Origin of the sequence: Streptomyces sp. NPDC008121 (assembly GCF_042957155.1) — a bacterium.
Classification (GTDB): Bacteria; Actinomycetota; Actinomycetes; order Streptomycetales; family Streptomycetaceae; genus Streptomyces.
In genome coordinates this window covers 1-16,522 of the sequence record NZ_JBIBHT010000002.1, presented here as the reverse complement: position 1 = coordinate 16,522, position 16,522 = coordinate 1, and the positions used below count along the sequence as shown (strand labels likewise).

9 protein-coding genes are annotated in these 16,522 nt (G+C 70.5%); 4 read left to right on the top strand and 5 right to left on the bottom strand.

All coding sequences use genetic code 11. The features are described 5' to 3' along the window. Positions 1-469: 469 nt before the first annotated feature. Together ACFZBD_RS05690 and ACFZBD_RS05685 are read right to left on the bottom strand one after the other, a co-directional pair. Positions 470-1,678 (bottom strand): FAD-dependent monooxygenase, encoded by a 1,209-nt coding sequence (locus ACFZBD_RS05690; RefSeq protein ID WP_391136043.1) that lies wholly within the window; start codon positions 1,676-1,678, stop codon positions 470-472. An 887-nt stretch (positions 1,679-2,565) separates the two neighbouring features. Continuing rightward, a complete protein-coding gene (locus tag ACFZBD_RS05685; RefSeq protein WP_391136040.1) occupies positions 2,566-4,089 on the bottom strand; it encodes a serine hydrolase in 1,524 nt (507 codons plus the stop codon). A 916-nt stretch (positions 4,090-5,005) separates the two neighbouring features. Between ACFZBD_RS05685 and ACFZBD_RS05680 the strand changes: the two genes are divergently transcribed. Next, entirely contained in the window at positions 5,006-6,268 is a 1,263-nt protein-coding gene (locus ACFZBD_RS05680; RefSeq protein ID WP_391136037.1) for a peptidoglycan DD-metalloendopeptidase family protein, read from the top strand. Between the two features lie 1,242 nt (positions 6,269-7,510). Here the strand turns inward: ACFZBD_RS05680 and ACFZBD_RS05675 are convergent. Further along, positions 7,511-8,206 (bottom strand): DUF4097 family beta strand repeat-containing protein, encoded by a 696-nt coding sequence (locus tag ACFZBD_RS05675; RefSeq protein WP_391136034.1) that lies wholly within the window; start codon positions 8,204-8,206, stop codon positions 7,511-7,513. Positions 8,207-10,829: 2,623 nt separating this feature from the next. On the opposite strand from ACFZBD_RS05675, the gene lepB reads away from it, so the two are divergent. Continuing rightward, entirely contained in the window at positions 10,830-11,588 is a 759-nt protein-coding gene (lepB, locus tag ACFZBD_RS05670) for a signal peptidase I (protein ID WP_391136031.1), read from the top strand. 488 nt (positions 11,589-12,076) lie between these two features. Here the strand turns inward: lepB and ACFZBD_RS05665 are convergent, their stop codons facing one another. Beyond that, positions 12,077-13,105: an NlpC/P60 family protein gene (locus ACFZBD_RS05665; protein ID WP_391136028.1), complete on the bottom strand. Its 1,029-nt coding sequence runs from the start codon at positions 13,103-13,105 to the stop codon at positions 12,077-12,079. A 999-nt stretch (positions 13,106-14,104) separates the two neighbouring features. Here ACFZBD_RS05665 and ACFZBD_RS05660 point away from each other — a divergent pair. Both ACFZBD_RS05660 and ACFZBD_RS05655 read left to right on the top strand, forming a co-directional pair. After that, positions 14,105-14,578, top strand: a complete 474-nt coding sequence (locus ACFZBD_RS05660; RefSeq protein ID WP_391136025.1) for a chorismate mutase — start codon at positions 14,105-14,107, stop codon at positions 14,576-14,578. A 197-nt stretch (positions 14,579-14,775) separates the two neighbouring features. Beyond that, on the top strand, positions 14,776-16,035 hold the full coding sequence (locus tag ACFZBD_RS05655; RefSeq protein ID WP_391136022.1) for a peptidoglycan DD-metalloendopeptidase family protein: 1,260 nt from the start codon (positions 14,776-14,778) through the stop codon (positions 16,033-16,035). Positions 16,036-16,321: 286 nt separating this feature from the next. Here the strand turns inward: ACFZBD_RS05655 and ACFZBD_RS05650 are convergent. Next, the coding region (locus ACFZBD_RS05650; RefSeq protein WP_391136019.1) for a transposase at positions 16,322-16,522 on the bottom strand (201 nt) is incomplete at its 5' end.

Sequence of the window (16,522 nt, the reverse complement as noted above, 5' to 3'; positions counted from 1 at the left end):
GAGCGGCTGGGGCTGGGGGTCTACCCGGTCGTGTCCGCCTGAGCTGGTCGAGCGACGTGCTGTCCTGGCTGTTGTGTGTGCCGGGGGTCCTGTGCTCCGCGCGTGCGGGGCAGGCGGTCTGCTTCTGCCGCGCTGGCCGTTGCTCCCGCGGGCAGCCGGAACATTCCGGAACTGTCTGCGGCGTCACCAGCAGTCTGGGTTCCCGCCTGGCTGGTCCTGCTGCCCCTGTGCCTGTGTCCGCGGGCATCGGGAGCGGCGGGAACCGGCTGTGCTGTGTCTGTGACGTCGTTTTCAGCGAGGACATCCGGGTCTGGCTCCCGGTCCGGCCTGCGGTGCAGGCCTGGCGCTGGTGCCCGGGCTGGTGCCCGGCGGGGGGTGCACGCCCGGCGGGCCGGTCGCTGGGCGCCCGTGCGGGCCTGCAGCGCCTGCGGCCTTTGCGGCCTTTGCGCTGTGCAGGCTGCGCATGCGGTCAGCGGCGCAGTGCGTGTCCGCCGAACCCTGTGGGGCCGGCGGCTTCAAGCCACCACTGCTCGAGAGCCGGCTGGTCCATGGTCTGCCAGTCGGGGGTGGCGGTGACCTGTGCCCGGCCCAGTCTGCGGCCGAGTTCCACGGTGGCCTGCCCGATGGGTATCCGCTCGGTGCTGTACGCGGCCAGTGCATCCTGCCAGCGGCCGTGTGCCCGCAGTGCGCCTTCCAGCGCTGCGGCGTCCTGGAGCGCTTTGACCGCGCCGCTGCCGGTGTTCGGGCGGGCGACTGAGGCGGCGTCGCCGAGCAGCACGAGCCGCCCGAGGGTGTAGCTGGGCGCCAGCATGTCGTACATGGGCTGCACGAAGGTGTCCTCGGGCCTGGTCAGATGGATCACTTCCTGCCAGAACGGCGGGAGGTGCCTGGCTGCCAGCTCCAGCTGGCAGCGTCTCAGGGCATCGCTCATGACCCGGGGCTGGACGGTGCGGGGATCGGTGAAGCGGGCGGCCGCCGGGGCCGGCGGGGTTGCGTAGAACACCCAGTTGACAGAGGTGCCCACGCCGCCGGGTCCCGGTATGCGGTAGACCAGTATGTGGCCGCCGGGGAATCCGACGGATGCCGCGTCCCGGTCCGGGAAGGCACCCGGCGGTCCGGGAAGCCGCTCTTCGGGCAGGGTCCCGCGCCAGGCGATGAACCCGGCGTACTCGGCCCTGGCCCCCGGATACATTGCCTTGCGTACCACTGAGCGGTAGCCGTCGGCGCCGATGACGGCGTCGCAGTGTTCCTGCGTACCGTCCCCCAGGTGCACCACCGCCCCGCCGGCGTCCTGGGCCACCCGCGAGACCTGCGCGCCCGTGCGGTACTCCACGCCCGCGGGAATGCGGGTGCGCAGCTCCTCCCAGAGCGACCCCCAGTTGTAGGAGCGGAACGGCAGGGGGAGAACGCCGATCTCGCGTCCCGTGCGGGCAGCGCCGTCCCGGACTGCCCAGGGACGCCGTGCCAGCTGGTGCCACGGCATGCTGCTGTCGAGGTATCCGGCTTCCTCCAGCTCGGTATACCGGTCGTTGTGCAGCATGAGGCCGACGCCGCGGTCCTGAAGCCGTCCGGCGGCCCGTTCAAGGACCACTACCTCCGCGCCGCTGCGTGAGGCGGCCAGGGCCCCCGCGCAGCCTGCAATGCTGCCGCCCACGACGGCCACCCGCTGTGCCGGCATGCCCGGCCTCCCTCCGCCGCTGCTGTTCCCGCCCGGGTTCACTGCTGAAAGGGCGGTATGAACCCCAGAACCCCAGTATCCCGCTGGACCGGCCTGGCCGCGGCCGCTGCGCCCGCGTCACCGGGGCGGTGAAAATCCGCAGGCCGGGCGGGGTCTTCGTCCGGGTCACGTTCCTGCTGGGTGAGCCGGGTGGCGAAGCGGGACCGGGCTGAGAGTTTTCACGGACTGCGGCTGTCCGCAGGCCGCAGGGCCTGTGATGAGGTCTGGTCCCCTCGGCGTGCGTGAGCCAGCGCGGGTGCCGCATCCGTCTTTGTGCTGCAACGCCAGGCCGGGCGGTATCAGCTCAGCGCGGGCATGGGTCCGTGCAGAGGTTCCGCCTGCCGTCAGCGAGGGCTCCGCAGGTTCCTCATCACCGCTTCCCCCAGCTGGCCGGGCCCGGGGTGCTCCGGCAGGCCGCGGTGTGGCCGGGGGCTGCCGCGTTCAGCAGCCCCGCTGCCCGGCAGGGCCGGGTCTGCTGAACGCGGCCAGCGGGATGACGGGGGCGTTTGTGCGTTCTGCGCTTCCTGCCCCGCCTGCCTGTGACCGGGCCTGCCCCGGGCTGGAGGATCCCAGCCCGCTTCGCGGCACAGCGCGTTCACCGGGCGGCCGGCGCAGCCACCCGTTCCGCAGCACTCCGGGAGAGAGGATGCACGGCAGTGACGCCGTATGTACAGGACGTCCGTACCCAGCGCCGCCCCCGTCCCGCAGGACTCACGCCGGAAGCCCCGGCTGTGTTCTCCGGAGCGCTCTCCGCCTCGCGCTGCTGCGCGGGCAGGAGAGCCGCTCCGGGCACGGCCCGGCAGGCCGGGAACCGGGGCACCCGGCGGTGCGGGAGCGGGGCGGAATGTTCAGAAACCGCCGGTAAGCCACCGGGCCGGCTCAAATCCTTCGATGGTCATGACCGGCATGCTGTTTGCGCCCTTTTTGAAAGTGACTTTCTTCCCGAGGACGACGGACGGCCCCCCGGTGATGAGGTAGGTGTCCCCGCTGATCCTGCGCACAGGGAAACTGCGGATATCGTGCCGCAGGACGAGCTGCCCGGATTCCGGTGAGTCGAGGGTGAAGCCCTGCGAGTACAGGCCCAGATATTTTTGGGCCGTCCGGTCGGCAGGCCGGGTCTCAGCGGCGGCTTTCTTTCTCTTCTCTCTTGCCTGGGGCGCGGTGGAAGCCAGGGCCGCGGGGACGTCTGCATTCAGGCCGAACAGTCTGCTCATCAGGCTGCTCTGCACGGAGAGGGTGAACCGTCCGCTTGCTGCCGGGTCCAGGTTGGTGAGCACGACGAAACCGGTCTTCTCCCGGGGGAAGAAGCCCATGGTGGTGCCGAACCCGTCGATCCCGCCGGAATGCCAGACAAGCTCGCGCCCGTCGTTGAATTTCTGCCTGAACCAGCCCATGCAGTAGTGGAGCGACTTTGTGTCACCCAGGACGGCGGAGGGCAGGCCGCCGCTTACGTCGGGCGGTACGGCGATACCGGGCTTGTGTGTGCGTGCCACATTGGCCCTCGAAGCGACGCGCTTTCCCTCAGGGGTGACACCTTCGTTCATCTGGGTGATCACGTAGCGGGCCATGTCGGTGGAGCTGCTGAATGCCCCGCCTGCAGGGTCAATCCCGTCGATACTGATGAACGGGACCTGCCCGGCTTTTCCGGACAGGTCGATCTCGTACCCGTCGGCATAGTCAGAGGTGAGCACCCGCAGATCTGCACCTACCCCGCTGTCCGTCATGCCGATGGGAGCCAGGACGCGCTTCTGGATTTCTGCCTCGTAAGCGTCGGCCAGGGCATCCGGTTTCGTTCCCTCAGCTGTCAGTGACGCATGAATGGCCGTGGCAACCAGAGTATTGTTGTAGTAGTACTTCTTGTTGGGTGCGCTGATGACGGGGAGGTATGCAACCGACCGCATGGCGTCAAGCGGGTCTACGCCGCCGCCGGACATGAAGAATTCAATGGTCGGGGACTCGCCGATTCCGGACGCCATGGAGAACATGTCCGCAACTCTGAGGGATTCCGTGAGCCTGGGTGTGGGTGCGCGGAATTCTGGCCACAGGTCGGTGATATGGGTATCCCACTTCAGCCGGCCTTCGTCGGCATACTGGGCCATGAGAAGTGACGTCATGGACTTTGTGTTCGATCCTACGCGGAAACTTGTGCGGGGAGTGACGGGCTGTTTTTTCTCCTGGTTCCGGAACCCGAATCCGCGGTTATAGATGACTTTGTTTCCCTGGACAACCGCGACTGCGGCTCCTACCATGGAAAATGCTGCCATGGCTTTCCGGACGTCTTCGTCAAAGGAACGCAGCATGGCGTCGCTTACCTCCGCCGGCGGCGCGGCAGGGCCGGCCGGGCCGGGAGGGGCATTCTCGCCGAGTGCCATCGCTCCTGCATACGCAAGACCTGACGCACCAAGAGTCGCGCCTGCTGCCGCCTTCATCAGGGTCCGCCGTGAGGTATTCAGGGTAACAGCCCTTCCGCTGGCCAGAATGATCTCCGTGGCAAAGCGCCACCACCGGGCGTAAATCAGGGTCTTCGGACTTCTGGGATCTGTCCATCAATATCAAGTGTCTGCGGAAGAATGCCACCCGTGGGAATGAAGCGATTAAGCCGGCCGGCTGCCGCACGGGTCTTCGCCGCCGCCATGTCAGGCGAGCAGCGCCGGCCCAGCCGGCACCCGGGCAGCTTCCTGCCCGGCCGAAGCCGCCGCCGAGGACAGGGCTCAGCCGCGCGGTCCCTGGTACCGCGGACGGCGGGTGCTTCTCCGCCGGGGAGGTGACCGCCGCGGACCCCTGCAGCACGCGTCCCGGACCTGCCCCCAAGAAGTACGCGTGCACGCGTCAGCGCGGCGAACCGGCCCGCTCACAGAAAGGCTGCGTCTCCTGCGGCAGCCACAGGGGCACGCAGACACGGCGGGCCCGCTCAGTGTTCTGCCCGCCGGGCTGGTCCGCCGCAGCCCGGCCCCGGAGCAGCAAGGGCCAGGAGCCGGCAGCGCAGCCCGCGCCGGGGCCTGTCAAGTGCGGGAGGCGGCGATGACGAACAGGCGTGCACCGGCCAGGCTCCCTGAGCGCACGGCCGCCGGCATCCGCAGGGCTGGCGGGCCTGTGCCCGCCGCCTGCCCGGGCACCCCGCCAGCGGCTGTGACGAAGCGCCTGAGCCGCGGGCGCCGGTGCGCCCGTGAGGCAGCGCATGACCGCATTCTCCCGGTCCGGGCTGGCTGCCGGCAGGCGGCGGCGGGCCTGCTGCCGGACGTCTCCATCGAATCGCCTGCCTTCCCCGGCAGGGAGACAATGACCGGTATGAGCCCTTTCAGAAGCATATGGTGCGCGGCGGTTGCTGCTGGTGTGCTCCTGGCAGGACCGGCATTCAGCCCGTCCGCGCATGCGCGGGAGGCTCCTCCCGCCGTGACTCCGGTGGTAGCCACCGCACTGACCAGTCCCGCTCCGGTCCGCGCCAGTGACAGCCGGGTTCACCTGGTCTACGAACTGCTGCTGACCAACGCAGCTGAACGGCCTGCGGCCATCCGTTCCGTGGAGGCCGTCAGCGCCTCCTCGGGCAAGGTCATGGAGAAGCTGTCCGGTAAGGATCTGGCCTTGCGGTTCAAGCTCGTTGGGCAGCTCAGCCTGCCCACAGCATCCGCAGACGCGGTCTCCCTGCAGCCGTCACAGACCGGCATCGTCTTCCTCGACGTTTCCGCCCCCCGCCAGCAGGACCTGCCCCGCGAGCTGGTCCACCGGCTCGCCCTCACCTACCCCGAAGCTCCCTGGCCTGGCGCCATCCCTGCCAGCGTGACTGAGACAGCAGGCAAGGTGAAAGTGTCCAGCCGGCCCGTACCCGTGGTAGCGCCACCGCTTACCGGCGCAGGATGGACCGACGACGCCGGCTGCTGCAGCGAGATCACAAGCCACCGCGGCATCGCTCTGCCGCTGAACCAGTCGCTCCACGTCCCCCAGCGGTTCGCCATCGACTTCTACCGCACCGACAAGGCCGGCCGCTTCTACACGGGAGCCGGCGGCAGACTGGAGAACTGGGCCGGCTACGGCGCGCCCGTCCATGCCGCCGCCGGCGGGACCATCGTAAGCGCAGTCGACGGCCTCCCCGAACAGACGCCTCTCAAGGCACCCTCTTCCGGTCTGCAGCTGCCGCAGTACGCCGGCAACCACGTGGTGCAGAAGTTCCAGCAGCAGGGCTACACCTACTACGCCATGTACGCCCACCTGAAAACGGGCAGCGTGAAGGCGCTGGGACTCCGCCCAGGCCAGAAGATCACAACAGGCCAGCAGCTGGGCCTGCTGGGCAACACCGGTAATACCGCACGCCCACATCTGCACTTCCAGGTGACGGACGGACCCGACCAGCTGGCCTCGGACGGACTGCCCTTCCAGTTCACCTCCTTCACCGTGACCGGGCGCATCCCCTCGACCGAGAAATTCCGTGGCGCCTTCGAGAACGGCACCCCGGTCGAGAACACCGCCGTAGCCCCGCCCCAGGTCCACCGCGGCCAGCTGCCGCTGTACTTCGACATCCTCACCCTCCCCGGGCGCCCGCCCGCCCGCAGCTGAGACAGCGCACCCGGCCCCGAGACGGCCACCCCGGTGCCGCACTCACGCCCCCGCCGGGGCGCGAGCGCGGCACCGGGGATTGCGGGACAGCCGCACACACCAGACGCGCGCAGCGGCGTGCGCAGCCGCCGCAGGGCCAGGCAAGCCGTTCCCTCACGCGCACCAAGGCACTCCCGCAGGCAGGCACCTCCTCACCACCGCACAGCAAGCCCGCCCGCGTGCAGAAGGCGGGCATCCGCACGCCCCGGCAGCACGGAAACTCCTGGCCGGCGCCCGGCGCCGGTGTACTGCCGCGCCGGACTGCCAACCGCAGGCACTCCGCAATCCGCGCAGTGCAAAGCGGCAGCCGCATGCCGGGCGGGCAAGGCGGAGACGGTGGCTGCCCGCCGCCCAGCTGACGCAGGGCCGGACCCGTGGACCTGCCCGCAGACGGGCGTCTGCTTCCGCCGCCGGCCGGCCCCTCCAGACCAGGGCCCCGGGTCCGCTTAAGTGCCCCGGTGCTCTCCCAGCGCCGGAGCAGAACGCAGACAGGTTCTCATGCGTCTGCCGGAGCTCCTTCACAGCCGCGGGGCTGCCCGCACTGACCTGGGTGGTCACCGTGAACGTGAGGAAACGCTTCCTGCCCGGGTGCGGCGGCTGCGAGCCGGGTACAGCCGGAAAGGCTCCCGGTATGGGAACTGCGCAAGGCCGCCCGCGCTGGCGCCCCGGGCCGGGAGGAGATGACTTCCTGTCCGCGCCGGACGCCCGCTGCTGGCTGCGCATTTCCGCGCTCAGCAGGCTGCCCCTGGCGTAGGCGCGGATGAAAGCGGTGAGGTCCCGGGGGCGGACACCATGCCGCCCGATGCCACAGTCCGGACACGGGAAAACGCCTCGCGCACGTCCATAGCCCGGCGGCATACGGCGTTCAGTACCACCGCCCCGGCGCTGCCGCCGCGGCCTGCAGCGCGCCTTCCGCACCTCCGCGCCCGCCAGCGCGGCCACGTGTGCAGCTGCTGCTCCCGGACAGCGATGCCTGCCTGCCACGCCTGCGCAGCGCGCACCCCTTACAGCATGCAAACCCGGTTCTTCCAGCGCCAGCGGAGACCCCGCCGGTCCGCTCCGGTCACGCGCGCGCTGCAGGGCGCACCCCAACGCAGCGCGTACAGGTCCCCGGCCTCACGCCACCTGGCGCTTCCGTCCGGCGGGCGCAGGGCAGAAAAGGCGTCCGGGCATGGCCGCCGGCCGCCCCCGGGGTCTCAAAGGTCAGGAGTTCTGCACAGATACGGCCCCGACGCTGGTGCGCACCCGGATTTTATGCGGAGAGGCAGGGTCCTGCGGCACGCTGACTTTACGGCTGCCTACCTCGGATTTTGCGTCAACAGCGTACGAGGTGCCGGCCGGGACCCGGATGACGACCTTCCCTGTCGTAGCGGAGGCATCGACCATGCGAGGCGCGCTGGAATAAGCCAGGTCGACTGTTCCTGCCGACGTGCGCAGCCGGGCGTCCTGACTGGTCAGCCCGCTCCCGTTTATAGTTCCGGCCGAGGCGGTCAAATCCAGCTTTCCCGCCAGGCCGGTCACGGATATCCCGCCCGCGGACGTCTTCACTGTCACTGCCACCGAGGCAGGGATCCGGATATCGTAATCCACCGAGCAGCGCCTGTTACCGCAGCCGCTGTCTTCCAGCTGCAGAGTCTGCCCGGTCACACGGTGACTGGTGACCGGCTCTCTGCTGTCGTAGCGCAGGGTCTCCGTCACCCTGACGGGACCGTCGCCGGACGAAATACTGATTTTCCCTGCCCCCTCTACCAGGCTGAGGGCTGTCACAGTCTCACTGATTTCGTAGGACTGCTCACGGCTTTCAGAGCCGGTCCCGGATGATCCGCCGCAGGCGGTTACCGCACCCAGGACGAAGAGCGGCGAAAGCCCTGCAGTAAGGACACTGAATTTTCTGTTCATGCCCTCAGTTTCCGCCAGGGCAGCTGCCGCCGCCCGGCGGACACAGACGGCACCCGCCTCCGCAGGCCGCGCAGGGCAGCCGTCGCCGGCCGCCCGGGCAGGCCACGGGCCAGCCGCCGCACACCTTTCAGGAGGAGCCCTGCACCGCGCTCCGCAGCGCGGGCGGGCGCCTGAGACGTCATATATGAGGGAAGCGGACGTCTCAGGCGCCCTGCAGAAGCCAGGCAGCCCCTCGCACGGGCCCCCCAAGGCCTCTCCTAACGGACGTGCCTGGCTGGAGGGGGGATGCTGGCCCGGCCGCGCGCTCCCGCACCAGCAGCCCCATCCTCACCCGCCGCCCGCCTGCGCCCCATCCTCCAGACGGCCCCCGGAAAGGAGGAGGGCACACCGGCCGGACTGCCCCCTCCCGGCCAGGCCCCGCACCTTTCCGGCCCCGGCGGTCCGCGGCGGGGGCTCCCCGCCCGGCAGCGCCCATTCCGTCGCTGCCCGCTCCGCGCTGATGAGACCTGCTGGCGCACGCCGGACAGGGCCAGCACACTGAAGGGACCATGTTGCACTCCTTGCGAGGGAGGTGCCGGCGATGCGCGAAGGCCTGTCCGTACAGCTCACTGCAGACGGCTACACAGTCACGTCACCAGACACAGAGGTCGTGGGACACGGCCCCACGGAGGCCGATGCGTGGAACGACTTCTGGGCCGCCTACCGTGCACAGTGGAAGCCGCCCCCCGCGGCTTCCGGGGACGCACAAGCCCCTCACCCGCTTCCCCGCGGCCGCCAGCGGAGGAAGACACACACCATCCGTGTCCCCGATATCTTCGGATAGTCCGCCGCCCTGACGCGGACTATGCCGCGGCAGGGCCGGGACCGTGCCGCAAGGACGTGTCCCGGGCCCTGATCAGCCAGAGCAGGAGGCAGAACCGCCTGATACCCGGCCCCACCGTCCGCACCCGGTACTGCCGTCCGGCCCCCGCAAGTCTGCGGAGGACCCCGGGCCGCCCTCCGCCACCAGCAAACTGCCGCACCGGCCACCCGGCAGAGATTCCGTTCCGGGCGCGCGGCAGTGGCGGGAGCGGGCACGCGGCAGCAGAGGCTCAGCCGGTGCGGGCCCGGGGCCCAGCGCCTGCTGGTGTCCAGCTGCGCGTCCACCCTCCGCCAGCAGCCCCGCCTGCGCCCGCGCCTCACACAGCGGGAAGCAGCCCGCGGCCGTCCCGCAGCCGCCCCGCTCCACGCCTGCTCGGCTGGCGTGGCTTCCACGGCACCGCGTCCTGATATGCCGGCGCAGTTCATGACCGCGGTGGCCTGCCCCCTGCCCCCGGCCCTCCAGCGCTCCGGCCAGCGCAGGCACCGGGATGCAGATGCCGTGACTGGTCTCGCCAGCGGGCGCAGCGGCGGCCCGGGCTCAGACGCCCGTCCTGCCAGCAACTGCCCTGCGCCTGCAGCAGAAGCTCACGGCGGCGCTTTCCCCGGCCGCCGTCCCCTAACCGGCAGATCCTGTCAGCCCCCAGTTCACATCCAAAACCGGCGTCCCCTCGCGGGGCGGCAGGATGCCCGGGACCTGCCCCGGCGTGCCCCCGCAGGCGGGATTCGGACGCCGGACCGGCCCCAGGCGCAGAACGCCTTTCTGAGCCAGGAGCGTCTGCTGCTGCATTTTTCGGGGTGTCACCGTCACGTGACGGCTCATAGTCCTGCGTGTGCCAGGGAGACCTGAGCGCTGAATGCCAGGGCTGCAGAGGCGCCGGAGGGGAGCATCACCGGGAAGCCCCTTCCCATCAGCAAGGGGCCGTTAGCGCGGTCTCTGCCGAGGCCGCCGGCCCCTTGCCCGCCACCCGCACCCGGCATCCCGGCCTGCGTCAGCCTGCAGCACGGGCAGTGAGAAGTGCAGGGCAGCTCACGCCGCGCCCAGGAAGCCGGTGCCGGCGGACGGGTCCTGCGCTCGAAGACCCGGGCCGGCACCGCCCATGAGGTCTGCTCCCTGCTCTGTGCCTGCCGGATCCTGCGGCCCGGGCCGCAGGCGCCGCACCAGCCCCGGGCCGCAGCGGCAGGCGGGAACCGGGCTACCGCCGATGAGGACCGCCCGCCCGCGGCTTCCGCCGGGCGCGGGGCGTGCCAGGTGAGGAGCTTCTCCGCCGCCGGCAAGGCCCAGCGCACACATCTGCTCCGGCGCCGGTCCCCGGGGACCGGCCTTCTGGCCTGCGTGAGGCAGCCGGACGCCCCCGCGCGGTCGCCGCGGCCGTCTCGCGCGGGGGCGTCCGCTGAGACGGCCGGCAAGCTATCGAAGAGCGGATCCGGGCAGCAGAAGCCGCAGGGCTTCTGCTCACCCTCTGGTGAACCGCCGGCGCGGCGGAATGTCCCGGCTCATCAGCAGGGCTGCGGCCGTGGACCGGCTGGCGTTGCTGCAGCGGACGCGCCGCCACGTGGATCAGACTGGTGCGCCAGAAGGCGCAGCCGGACCGGGAACTTCCGCGGTGACAGGCTCGTTCCGCCGCATAACGGAATAGATACTGACGAAACGGCGAGAGGGCCTGCTTTGAACGTGCTGAGCCGGATGCGGCTCCTCTGGAAGCGGCAGGTTCCGGCGCAGCCCGCCTCTGCGGGGGAACGCCGGAAGCGGCCGAAGAGGCCCTTGTGGAAGGAACTGCCGGTCCTGGTCGCGGTTGCCCTGCTGATGGCGCTGCTGATCAAGACCTTCCTGGTGCAGGCGTTCTCCATCCCTTCCGGTTCGATGGAGGACACGCTGCAGATCGGGGACCGTGTGCTGGTCGACAAGCTCACACCGAACTTCGGCGCCAAGCCGTCGCGCGGCGAGGTCGTTGTCTTCCACGACCCGGGCGGCTGGCTGGCGGGCGAGCCCGGCGGGCAGCCCAGCAGCAACCCGGCCGTCCGGGGGCTGCGCGACGCGCTGTCATTCATCGGCCTGATGCCCTCGGCCACTGAGAAGGACCTGATCAAACGTGTCATCGCGGTCGGCGGCGACACGGTCGCCTGCCATGGCAACGGCCCCGTCTACGTCAACGGCCATGCGCTGAGCGAGCCCTACCTGTTCCCGGGAAGCACCCCCTGCGGCGACATGAACTTCGGCCCTCTGAAGGTTCCGGCCGCCTCGGTCTGGGTGATGGGCGACAACCGCCAGCACTCCGCCGATTCCCGCTACCACAGGGGCGGGCCCGGCGGCGGCGCGGTGCCGGACAGCAAAGTCATCGGCCGGGCGATCGCTGTGGCGTGGCCTGTCTCGCACTGGAAGACCCTGCCGGTCCCGGACACCTTCACCAAGACCGGCGCCGGTGACCGGGCTGCCGCGCTGGCCGCGAGTTCCCCGCCAGCCCTCCTCGGTCTTGCCGGCGCGGTACCGGCAGCACTGCTGCGCCGGCGCCGCCAGCAGTGACCAGCCTCCCGCGCGAAGACGGCCGGCACCAGTCCTGACCCCAGAGCCCCGGCGCTTTCCCGCCGGGTGCATCACCGTCTCCCGTATCCCCTCCGTGCACCTGCCCTGCGTGTCCCTGTTCACAGCCCAGCCGGGGAATACAGCACCCTTCGGATAAGTGCTCTGCGCAGCCGGATCAGACGGCGCACTTCCCCTGCTGGTCCTGCGTGCGTGTTCCCGGCTGCAGCCGGGAGGCAGACGCATCCCGGGCCGGAGGTGCGCAGCTGCGGAGTCCGCAACTGCGCCCCGGCCGTGCCGCCAGAGGCGGCGCTCGGCGCCCCGGTGCTCTGGCGGATCACGCCGCTGCGGGAGACCGGCAGGGCGGCCTCCTCCCGCAGCGGGAGACCGGCGGGCCGGCTGCCCGGCCGCGCAGCCCGGCCGTGTGTCCCGCAGGGAGCGGGGGGACGGCCGGGTTCCCGGCGGGGTGATGCTGCAGGCCTGGCGGCCCGTCAGGAGGGCGGGGCCTGGGCGCTGTAGCCGGTGTCCGGGCCGGCCCCGGCGCTGCGGGGCAGGTGCGGCGGGGTGTATCTGCCAAGTGCAGGGGCCGCCGGGTCCGGGCGGACGGCCCCGAGGAGCGGATTGGATGCGATCGGGGAGACTTTCACCCGGGAACCGGGGCGGGGGGCGTGGACCACCAGCCCCTGGCCGGCATAGACCGCCACGTGAGTGGCTCCGGGAAAGTAGATCACGAGGTCGCCGGGACGCAGTGAGCGCAGCGGGACTTTCGGGAGCCGTGCCCACTGCTCCTGGCTGGTGCGCGGGATAAAGCGGCCCGCGTGTGCCCATGCCTGGGAGGTGAGCCCTGAGCAGTCGAAGGATTCCGGCCCCTCGGCCCCCCAGACGTACGGCTTGCCGATCTGCCGGGCCGCGTACTGCAGAGCCATGCTGCCTGCGTGTGAGGGCAGCTGCGTGCCGCCGAGGGCGCCTGACTTGATGAGCTCGCGCTGGGCCGATGCCGTGCCGGCCTGCTCGAGTGAGGCGAGCCTGGCGAGGTCGCGGGCGGAGAGCGCTGCCAGGAGAGCCTCTACTTCTCTCAGCCGTGCCTGCACGGCGTCACGCTGGCCGCGGTGCTTCTCCCGCAGAGCCCGCTGGCGCTCGAGCGCCTGGCGGGAGAGCACGGCCAGCCTGTCAGCGCGGGCTTCGCTGCGCCCGAGACGGGTGATCACCGCGGCCTGGCTGCCGGCTGCGCGTTCCACAAGGCGGGCTTGGTCCAGGGCCTGCTGGGGGCTGGGGGACAGCAGCACCTGGAGGTATGCGGAGAGACCGGAGCTGCCCTGGTACTGGCGGCGGGCCAGCTGGCCGGCGTCGTCGCGGCTGCGCTTGAGGGCGCTGCGGGCTGCGGTGAGCTGCGTGCTGAGCCGCGCTGTCTCGGCGCGCTGGCCCGTGAGCCGCAGCTCGGTCGCGTTGTACGCTTCGGCCGCTTCCTCGGCCTGCTGGTACAGCTTTTTGACAACGGGCAGGAGCTGGGCGGCATCCACCGGCGTCTGCCCGCCGGGAGCTGCGGCCCGGCCGCCGGCTGTCACCGGCCGGGGAACGGCACCCGGTCCGTCCGCTCCGGCCGCTGCCGGCGCTGCTGGTCCCATGGCCGTTGCGGCGGCCAGTACAGCAGTCCACACCGTCCGCAGCATTCTGCCTGACATGTCATCACCTCAGCTCGTTGCAGGAGTGATGATGCTCCGCCCGCCGCCCCCTGCCGGGGACCGTGCCCGGTGTGGCGCAACGTCACTGCCGGGCAGGCTGAGCGGCCAGCGGTGGCGGCGGCCGTTCTGTAGGCAGCCCGGGGCCCGGCATCCGCGGGCAGCACTACGGCCCCTGCCGTCGTGCTGGGCCGCAGCGTTCACCCAGCCGTTGCAGCGCCGCATGACCCCCGCTGCCCGGCGCAGTCTGACGGCAGTGCAGGCCTGCGGCCACTCCGGCCGGCACGCGGCGCAGACTTCTCCCAGGTGGCGGCGGGCGTCAACCGCTGGACAGAGGCAGGGAACGCAGTGCAGGGCGGAGAGGAACCCACGCCGCCCGTTCGCCACCTTGCCGGCCTCCGGGGCCACGGCCGCCCGCGGTGCCCAGGTTGAAAAACGAGGCGGGCATTGCATCACTCGCAGCCACTGGGGTGCCTGGCCTGCTCCAGGCGGGACAGCAGCTCATGCTCGCGGCAGGCCTGCCATGGGCGTCGAAGAAGACAGCGGCTCGCGATATCCGTGTACCCAGCGCCGGCCGGACAGTGCAGGTCCGGTAACGGACGCTGGACACAACCAGCCCACTCCAGGGCCTGCTCGCTTTTCTGGGTTTGCGCGAGCCGTCCAGGACTGCGCCACGGCAGTAGAGAACGGATAGTGGTTCTTGTGAGAACTATCCGGACAGGGGCTGCCCTGGCCCTGAGCAGTGCCGGAGCGGCCGCTCTGGTGGCCTGCAGCTCCGCTCAGACCACAGGCACCGGCCCTGCCCGGCCGGACAGTGCGGCGGCCAGGCAGGCGGTAGGCATGATTGTGCGCCTGGCCGCTGAGCGCGTGTTGACTGCGGACACGGTAGCCGCAGCAAAATGGGGAACCCCTCAGCCCATCGACGCCCCGGCCCGCGAGAAGACCGTCCTGGACCATGCGGCTGCCAAAGCTGCGGAACTAGGGATCGACCAGGCCGCCGTCCAGCGGATCTTCAAGGACCAGATCGCCGCGAACAAGGACGTCCAGCGCGCGCTCTACGCACAGTGGCAAAAACACCCCGCGCAGCAGCCGGCCGGCCGCCCCGACCTCGCCACCCAGGTCCGCCCGGTCCTTGACCGCGTCGACGGCCAGCTGCTCACGGCGATCCACAGGGCCCAGCCCCTGCTGGACCGCCCGGAGTGCCAGGCGCTGCTGAAACGGGGAAAGGCGGCAGCTGTCCAGGCAATGGGCCTGGACGCCATCCACCGCAGCGGCCTCGACAGGGCCCTCGCCCGCATCTGCCCGAACCGGTGACAGGCTCTACCGTAGAAGGCAGCCGTGGCAGCGGGGCATCCCCGCCCGCCGCTGCCGTCCCTCTGGGCTCCGGCAGGGAAGACCCGGCAAGGCCGGCTGCCGCCGGCGGCAGCCGGTGCCTCTGCTGCATTCCGTGCACGCTGACGGCCGCTGCCCCGCACCTGCGCAGCAGCCCGCCGGGCAGGGAAGGAGTGTTCATGCCGCTGAGCAATCCATTCAGGATGTGTGCCGCATTCGCGCTGGCGATGGTGATGGCCGCCGGTCTCAGCGCACCCTCTGCCGCCGGAGCGCCCCGCGGACCGGCCCAGGACTCTGTGCTGACGCCGGTCACAGCGAGCCTGGTGACCAGGCCGGCGCCGTTCAGAGCACTGGACGGCAGAATCCACTTCTCCTACGAACTGCTCGTCACCAACGTTGCTGTTCCGTCAGGCACGATCCGGCTGGAGCGGATCGAGGTCACTGACAGCGCGAGCGGCAAGGCTTTCTACACGCTGCAGGGCAGGAAGCTGGCAGCCTCCGCGAACCCGGTCGACCGGCTGTCCCCGGGAGCCGAGGGCAAGGACAATCCCTCACCTGCGCCGCCCGTCCTTGCAGGCGCTTCGCAGTGGATCATCTGGACAGACTTCGCCCTCGCCCCCGGCCTTGCTGCGCCCGGCGCACTCCAGCACCGCATCACCGGATCGTTCCAGGCAGCGGCTGAAGACGCCGCTCCCGCCCCGTTCACTGCCCTCGTCGCCGCAACGCCTGCCGCCCGGCAGGCTCCTGTGGCACTTGAGGCCCCCGTGCGTCCTGGGTCCTGGTATGCGAATGAGGCATGCTGCGACGACACCCACCACCGTCGCGCGGCCCTGCCAGCCGGCGGCGCACTTCTTGTCCCGCAGCGGTTCGCCGTCGACTGGTTCCTCCTCGGCCCAAACCGGCAGCTCTGGAACGGCGACCCCGGGCGTCTGGAGAGCTACACCAGCTACCGCCAGCCTGCTGTGGCCGCAGCCGGAGGAACGGTAGTTGCAGCGCGGGACGGCATTGCTGACAACCCGCCGATGAAACCGCCTGCCAGCCCGGCGGCAGAGGACAGCGTCGGGAACCACGTCATCATCCAGACCGGCAGCGGGCGCTACCTCCTGTACGCCCACCTGAGCCGGGGCAGCATCAAAGTAAGCAAAGGCGACAAGGTGGAGCCGGGCAGACTCCTCGCTCTCATCGGCAACAGCGGATACACCTTTGTGCCCCATCTGCATTTCCAGGTCATGACCAGCTCCGCCATCCTGTCTGACAGCACCCCCTACACCTTCAGGGACTTCGACGTGACAGGCCGGGTGAGACCGCGCATCTGGGACGACAACATCGGCCAGCAGAAGACAGGTGTTCTTCCCGTCACCCCCACACCCTTCGACGGGCCCCACCGCAACGAAGCACCGCTGGACCGCTACATCATCCGCTTCGGGAGCCAGCCGTAGGCCACGCCGCCGCCCGGCAAGCCGTTTCCGGCCGGCCGGGGCCGCTCCGGTCAGGCCAGAGCTGCTGACGTGCACCAGGGCAAGGGAGACAACCAGCGGACCGAGTCACTCACCGCCAGCGGGTCAGAACCGGCGAGGGCACCCGGAACTCCGTCACGCACCAGGACCCCGCGCTGCGGGTCTTTGCCGCGGCCGGGCAGCAAGCGGCGCGGCTGCACGGCGCCCCCCCCTTTCCGGGGCCAGGCCTCAGAGGGCGTTTGAGGTAGGTGGATTGCCCTTTGATGCCCTAGTACGTCCCTCGCCAGGTGGGGGTGGTTTCGCCTGTTATGCGTTTGGTGAGGTTGTCGATCGAGGCGATGTGGATCATGGCTTCGGAGCTGGTGGTGAGGGTTTCGTAGTCGCGGGTGAGGCGGCGGTGCATCATGATCCATCCGATGCTTCGCTCTACGACCCAGCGTCTTTTCACGACGTGGAAGCCGCGCTTTTC

Bases quoted from the DNA above. Each gene is read 5' to 3' on its own strand.
- ACFZBD_RS05690 (WP_391136043.1), bottom strand. From the start codon at position 1,678: ATGCCGGCACAGCGGGTGGCCGTCGTGGGCGGCAGCATTGCAGGCTGC.
- ACFZBD_RS05655 (WP_391136022.1), top strand. From the start codon at position 14,776: ATGCCGCTGAGCAATCCATTCAGGATGTGTGCCGCATTCGCGCTGGCG.
- ACFZBD_RS05660 (WP_391136025.1), top strand. From the start codon at position 14,105: ATGATTGTGCGCCTGGCCGCTGAGCGCGTGTTGACTGCGGACACGGTA.
- ACFZBD_RS05675 (WP_391136034.1), bottom strand. From the start codon at position 8,206: ATGAACAGAAAATTCAGTGTCCTTACTGCAGGGCTTTCGCCGCTCTTC.
- ACFZBD_RS05680 (WP_391136037.1), top strand. From the start codon at position 5,006: ATGAGCCCTTTCAGAAGCATATGGTGCGCGGCGGTTGCTGCTGGTGTG.
- ACFZBD_RS05685 (WP_391136040.1), bottom strand. From the start codon at position 4,089: ATGGCACTCGGCGAGAATGCCCCTCCCGGCCCGGCCGGCCCTGCCGCG.